A 6215-nucleotide genomic window follows, 5' to 3' on the forward strand; every position below is an offset into this window, starting at 1 on the left:
GGTGGCGACGGCCCTGTCGCTGTTGATGGTGGACTACTTCTTCCTGTCCCCGCTGGGGAACTGGATGATCCACCCGGGCAACGTCATCGCGCTGGCCTTCTTCCTGGCGCTCTCGCTGTTCGTGACGATGCTCAACGTGCGCCTGCGCCGGGCCAACGCGGACCGCGCGGACCTGCTGGAGCGCGAGCGCGCCTCCCGCGCCGCCGCCGAGTACGAGCGCATGCGGCTGCATGAGCTGTTCACGCACGCGCCCGCGCACCTGGTCATCTTCCGCGGGCCCCAGCACGTCTTCGAGCTGTCCAACCCCCTCAACGCCACGCTGCTGAACAACCCGCCACAACTGCTGGGCCTGCCCGTGCGCGAGGTGGGGCCAAGGCGGGAGGCCGAGCGCGTGGCCCGCATCCTCGACCGCGTCTATGCGACGGGGGAGCCCTTCGTGGGGCGGGAGGTGTCCCTCAAGCTGCCGCAGCCGGATGGCTCCGTGCGCGAGTCCATCTTCGACGTCACGTACACGCCCACGCACGACACGCACGGGAACGTGGACGGCATCGCGGGCTTCGGCTTCGACGTGACGGACCTGGTGCGCGCGCGCGCCCGGGCGGAGCGGCTGGCGCGCGAGCTGTCGCACAACGAAGAGCACCTGCGGCTGCTGGCGGGGGCCAGCTCCTTCCTGGCCACGTCGCTGGACTACAAGGCCACGCTGCGCAACGTGGTGCGCCTGGCGGTCCCCACGCTGGCGGACTGGTGCCTCATCGACAGCGCGCTGGAGGACGGCACCTTCCAGCGCATGGAGGTGGAGCACGCGGCCACGGAGCCGGAAGCGTTCGCGGAGCCGCTGCGGTCCCGCACGACGTACGAGTCGGGCCTCCCCAAGCTGGCCGGCGCGGCCCCGCTGTTCCACGGCCAGCCCTTCTTCATCGAGGACTTCAACGACGAGCTCCTTCCCCAGATAACGAGCGACCCGGAGCGCATCGCGCTGCTCAAGGAGCTGCGCGTCCGCTCGCTGGTGGTGGTGCCGCTGGTGGTCGGGGAGCGTTCGCTGGGGCTGCTCAGCTTCGTCACCACGCACCGCTCCGGGCGGGTCTACACGCGCGCGGACCTGCCCTTCCTCCAGGAGCTGGCCAACCGCGCCGCGCTCTCCCTGGAGAACGCGCGGCTGTACCGCGAGGCGCGAGAGGCGGTGCGCCTGCGCGACGAGTTCCTGTCCATCGCGAGCCACGAGCTGAAGACGCCGCTCACGCCGCTCAACCTCAAGCTCCAGGCGCTGCGGCGCGAGCTGGACCGCAACCCGGGCCCGGTGCCGCGCGAGCTGGTGGAGCGCTACCTGGACGTGGGCTCGCGGCAGATGAAGAAGCTGGCGGAGCTGGTGAACGACCTGCTGGACGTGTCGCGCATCGCCGCGGGCCGGCTGTCGCTGGAGTGCGTGTCCATGGACCTGGTGGAGCTGGTGCGCGAAGTGGTGGCCGCCTACGAGGGCCCCGCCGCGCGCTCCGGCTCCGTGCTCCAGCTGGAGGGCACGGACTCCGTGATGATGGGCACGTGGGACCGGGCGCGCCTGGAGCAGGTGGTGGTGAACCTGGTGGACAACGCCATCAAGTACGGCCAGGGGCGCCCCATCCACGTCCGGCTGGAGACGCGCGACGGGAAGGCGGCGCTGACGGTGCGGGACCAGGGCATCGGCATCTCTGAAGAGTCCCTGCCGCGCCTCTTCGGCCGCTTCGAGCGCGCGGTGAGTGACCGGCACTACGGCGGCCTGGGCCTGGGGCTCTACATCACCCGCACGCTGGTGGAGGCCATGGGCGGCACGGTGCGCGTGGAGAGCCGCCTGGGCCAGGGCTCCATCTTCACCGTGGAGCTGCCGCTGCAAGCACCGCGCTGATCAGGAAGCGGGGCGGGCGCGAGGCAACTGCGCGTGGGGTTCCCAGGGGCCGCTGGAGCCCAGGCAGTGGCGGCAGGTGGCCAGCGGCACGTCGCGTTCCAGATAGGTCAGCAGGCGCGTGAGGAGGTCCGGGTCGTCGAGCGGAACACCGTCGTCCCTGGCGAGCGCGGGCAGGTGCGGGTGCTGGGCGGCGAGGACGGTGGCGACGTGGGGCGGCCGGGTGCAGGTGTAGAAGCGGCCCTGGTGGACCAGGTGGCAGCGCTGCTTGAGCCAGCACTTCGCGAAGACGTCCTGGACCTCCGCGTCGGACGCGAGGGGCGCGTCCGGGGTGATGCGCTGGAAGCGGTCAATGGCCTTCACCGTGAGGTGGACACCGTGCTGGTCGCAGCGCTCGGTGATGCGGGCGATGGAGCGTTCGGGCAGGGGCGCGGACGAGTAGAACGACAGCGTCATCCGGTCGAGCCGTTCGTACACGGCGTCGGGAGCGCTCTGGGCGAGGAAGCCGTTGGTGGTGACGGACACCTGTTCGGAGATGCCGGACGCGCGCACCCCGTCCAGCACGGCGGGCAGGTCCGGGTGGAGGAAGGGCTCACCGCCGGTGAGCTTGAAGACGTTGGGCTTGAGCACACGCGACAGCCGGCGCAGGTCCTCGGCCAGCGCCTGGGGCGACACGGCCCACGCGGGCAGGTGCGGCGACAGGGGGCAGCACTGCGCGCAGCGCAGGTTGCAGTGCGTGGTGACGTGCGTCTCCAGGGACCAGGTGAGGACGCGGCTGTCGTGAAGCTCGTAGCGCACGGCGCGGGAGTCTAACCCTGATTGTCCTCAACTCACGGTGAGGACGAGTTGGTCCATCGCACGGGTCATCGCCACGTAGAGCAAGCGAGCTTCTTTCTTGGCATCGGGATGCTCGGCGGCTGGGCGCTTGAGGCGGGGAATGGCGACGACCGGGAACTCCAGCCCCTTGCTGGAGTGGAACGTCAGCACCTTCACGCTCGCCTCGGAGGACTTGAAGGCGGATTGGCCGGAGCCTTTGCCCACCCATTGCAGAGGAATGCCCATCCGGGTCAGCTGCTGGACGGCACGCTGCCCCATGTCCGCACTGCGATAGAGCAGCGCCATCTCATTCCAGGCGTGGCCTTCCGCGTGGAGTTGCTGGAAGCGGCCCGCGATGTAGCGCAGCTCTTCATACAGATTGGGCAATGCGACGATCTTCGGGACCGGTCCACGGCGACCCGCGGATTGGGGCTGGACCAGTGGGACACCATCCTCGTCCGCGTCGCTGGGCGTCAGCACCTCACGCGCGAAGTCGGCGGCGAACTGGAGGATGTCCGCGGTGTTGCGGTAGTTGAGTCGCAGGATGGTGGTACGTCCCTGCGCCTGGATGCCCACGCTCCGGAAGCTGAAGCGCTTGTGCGGGTAGATGGTCTGGGCGTCGTCGTAGAGCAGCAGGAGTGAGTTCGTGCTCGGATCCACCATCTGCGAGATGAGCTTGAACCACTCGGGCTGGAAGTCGTGTCCTTCGTCGATGAGCACGGCCCCGTATTGCGCCCGGGGAATGAGGCCGCGATCCACGGCGGCGATGACGCGCTGAACGAGCTGCTCGGAGAACTCATCGGACGACAGGCCCTGGGGTGGAAGTCCCGCATGGAAATGGCGGAGCTGGGCGTAGCACCAGGCATGAAAGGTCTGGATGACCACGTGCCCTGAAAGGCCCTGGGCCCGCAGCATCTGCTCCAGCCAGCCATAGAGCGGCTTCCCGAAACAGAGGACGAGAATCGGGCGGCGGAGTGTCCGGGCCAGTTGAAGACAGCGGTAGCCCAGGATCATCGTCTTGCCGGAGCCCGCGACCCCGTGGATGACACGGTGTCCCTCTCCCAGACTGCGAGCCAGCTGCTCCTGCTGGAGGTCCATGATGCGGATGAGGTCCGGGACCGAAAGCTCCAGCTCCGCCTGGACTGGCGCGGAACGGGCGAGCGGGCCACTGCCAACCCGCAGTTCAGGGAAGACGTGCCAGCGGATCCGGTCCAACTGCGGCAAGGAGATGGGTTGCGCAGGTGACCACGGGAACATGTCCCAGAGCCGCTTCTGGAACTGTTCGGGCTCAACGTCCTCCGCCATCTCATCCCGGCAGATGACGCGAGAGGCAGGCAGCACATTCCCCAGGTGTCCCTCGTCGAACTGCTTCCGGGTGATGTTCGAGAGCACGACCCCGTGGCTCCAGGGCAGGACCAGGCGCCCCCGATATGGGCCCTCCGGACATACGAGCATCGGGTCACGCTGGAGCAGCGTCGCGATCTCCTGGGCGTAGAGACGAGACTGCTCGAAGGGATTGGCCACCTCCTTGAGACCCGTCGGCGTCATCAGGACCGCGCGCGTCTTGTCGATGTTCTGGAGGGTGTCGCGCTTCCAGTCCTTCACCTCGAGCACCAGCAGGCCCCGGCGCGGATGCAGGATGATGAAGTCCGGATGGTGCCCCGTTCCCCCGATGGGGACGTCGTACCAGAGCAGGTAGTCGTCCTCGAGCTTCTCCTCCAACCGGCGAGCAAACCGCTTCTCGCCGGCCTGCATCCGGCCGAGGCACTGGTTCAGGGAGGGAATCAGCGTCGCCATGCGGGAAGTCTGCCTCCAGGCTCCAAGGTGGACAACTCCACCTCGGCGCACCTGGACTCAGGGTTCCCATCCCTCCGTCCTCCGGGGTCCTGGTAGGGTGGCCCGGCCCATGACGAAACTGAAACGACTCAAGATTGATGAATTCCGGCACGTCGCCCCGGGCACGGAGCTTCACTTCCGCGATTCCCTCAATCTCCTCCTGGGCAAGAACGGCAGCGGCAAGACGACGCTGCTGAACCTCATCGTCATGGCGCTTCGCGGGGACTTCACTGCGATCCTGGAGGAGCCCTTCCAACTCGAATACGAACTGGAGGCAGGACAGGACCGGATTGAAGTCCGCCTGCGCAACACCTTCCAGCTCTCCCCACTGGGTTGGCCGCAGCTGAGCGGGCAAGGCACTGTCTGGGGCTGGTCCCAGCCAAACGGGGAGGTTTCTGGTTGGGATGCCTTGATTCGCAACCATGCTGCGTCCAATGCGGGCCCTTCCGTGTCTGGCGAGATTACTCTCTCAGGCCCGGATTTCACTCCCCCCATCACCGCCAGTTTCGAGGGGGAGCACGTCGTAGTCCGCACCCCTGAAAAGATCCTCAAGAACATCACTAATTTTTCAGTGAGCCCATCCGAGATTGCGAATCTTCCAGCTATCGCATCCAGCATCCAGTTGGCAGATCCTGATGAGTTCTTCGGGCGCGCAGCCATGCGGCTGATGACAGCGTTCCGCAACACCTACTTCGTCCAACGCCTGGATGAGTCACTTGAGCTTTTGACTCATGTCATTTCCAGTTCCCGTCTTTTCGCGGCGCGCGACATTCCAACGCGCGGGGAGCAGCAAGGAGGGCTCCTCTTCTTCGGAGATTGCCCTATCTCCATCCTCAAGGAAGCCGGCCATCAGCTTACTCGGGATAAAGACGCAGACGAGATACGCCTCAGCACGGGAAACCAGACTGCTGACTTCCTGAGTAGGTTCATTCGCCTTGTGGGCCTCGACATCGCGAACGCGAAGTTGGAGCGAACAGCGCGCCGTCCCATCGCGAATGCAGAGGAAATTGATTTCGGGAATCTCCGGTTCGAGTTCTACAGGCGAGACAGGTCCATCCTGTCCTACTCTCATCTCAGCTATGGGCAAAAACGGCTCCTTGCATTCTACTACCACTTGGCCTTTTCCCCGCCTGTCGTTGTCGCCGATGAACTCGTGAACGGTATGCATCACGAATGGATCGAGGCATGCCTGGAGGACTTGAATGGCCGGCAGGCCTTCCTGACCAGCCAGAACCCTCTGCTCCTGGATTACCTATCATTTGAAACAGCTGAAGAAGTCCAGTCCTGCTTTGTTCATTGTCGCAGCGAAGCGCAGGAAGACCGGACTCAAGTGACCTGGGAGAACATGTCCTCGGAGGAAGCCCAGGGCTTCTTCGATGCGTACCAGGTGGGCATCCAGCACGTCAGCGAAATCCTGCGTACTCGGGGGTTGTGGTGAGCCTCGCACGGCCCGCCTTATCTGTCCTGCTCTTGAGCGAAGACTCGGGGGGCGACGCTTTCGACACGCTTCAACGGCTTGCAAAGGAGATCTTGAAGCAGGTCGATGAGTACACCCAGACGCAGCCCTCTCTGCCAAGGTGAGTGAGACAGTCCGTACCCAGCAGTTTAGTGTGCAGGGCGACCCAGGCAGGGACGATGAATCCGGTGGTGGAAGAGGCTCGGGTCAGGGAGACCGAGGTGGTGGAGA

General features: G+C 65.8%; 4 protein-coding genes. 2 read left to right on the forward strand and 2 right to left on the reverse strand.

Annotation, left to right across the window (positions count from 1 at the left end; translation table 11 throughout):
- A partial coding sequence (locus tag D7X55_RS33925) for an ATP-binding protein (protein WP_121725220.1) occupies positions 1–1879 on the forward strand: 1879 nt, incomplete at its 5' end.
- Here the strand turns inward: D7X55_RS33925 and D7X55_RS33930 are convergent.
- Both D7X55_RS33930 and D7X55_RS33935 read right to left on the reverse strand, forming a co-directional pair.
- Complete coding sequence (locus tag D7X55_RS33930) at positions 1880–2674, reverse strand: radical SAM protein (RefSeq protein ID WP_121725221.1); 795 nt, start codon at positions 2672–2674, stop codon at positions 1880–1882.
- A 27-nt stretch (positions 2675–2701) separates the two neighbouring features.
- Complete coding sequence (locus tag D7X55_RS33935; RefSeq protein ID WP_199747277.1) at positions 2702–4489, reverse strand: DEAD/DEAH box helicase; 1788 nt, start codon at positions 4487–4489, stop codon at positions 2702–2704.
- Positions 4490–4598: 109 nt separating this feature from the next.
- Here D7X55_RS33935 and D7X55_RS43650 point away from each other — a divergent pair, with 109 nt between their 5' ends.
- On the forward strand, positions 4599–5966 hold the full coding sequence (locus D7X55_RS43650) for an AAA family ATPase (protein ID WP_158626467.1): 1368 nt from the start codon (positions 4599–4601) through the stop codon (positions 5964–5966).
- The last annotated feature ends 249 nt before the right edge of the window (positions 5967–6215 follow it).

Source organism: Corallococcus sp. AB049A, from assembly GCF_003668885.1.
GTDB classification, from domain to species: Bacteria; Myxococcota; Myxococcia; order Myxococcales; family Myxococcaceae; genus Corallococcus; species Corallococcus interemptor.

What these genes read in the sequence shown, in the direction of transcription:
- D7X55_RS33935 (WP_199747277.1), bottom strand. Translation starts at nt 4,489, where the DNA reads ATGGCGACGCTGATTCCCTCCCTGAACCAGTGCCTCGGCCGGATGCAG.
- D7X55_RS43650 (WP_158626467.1), top strand. Translation starts at nt 4,599, where the DNA reads ATGACGAAACTGAAACGACTCAAGATTGATGAATTCCGGCACGTCGCC.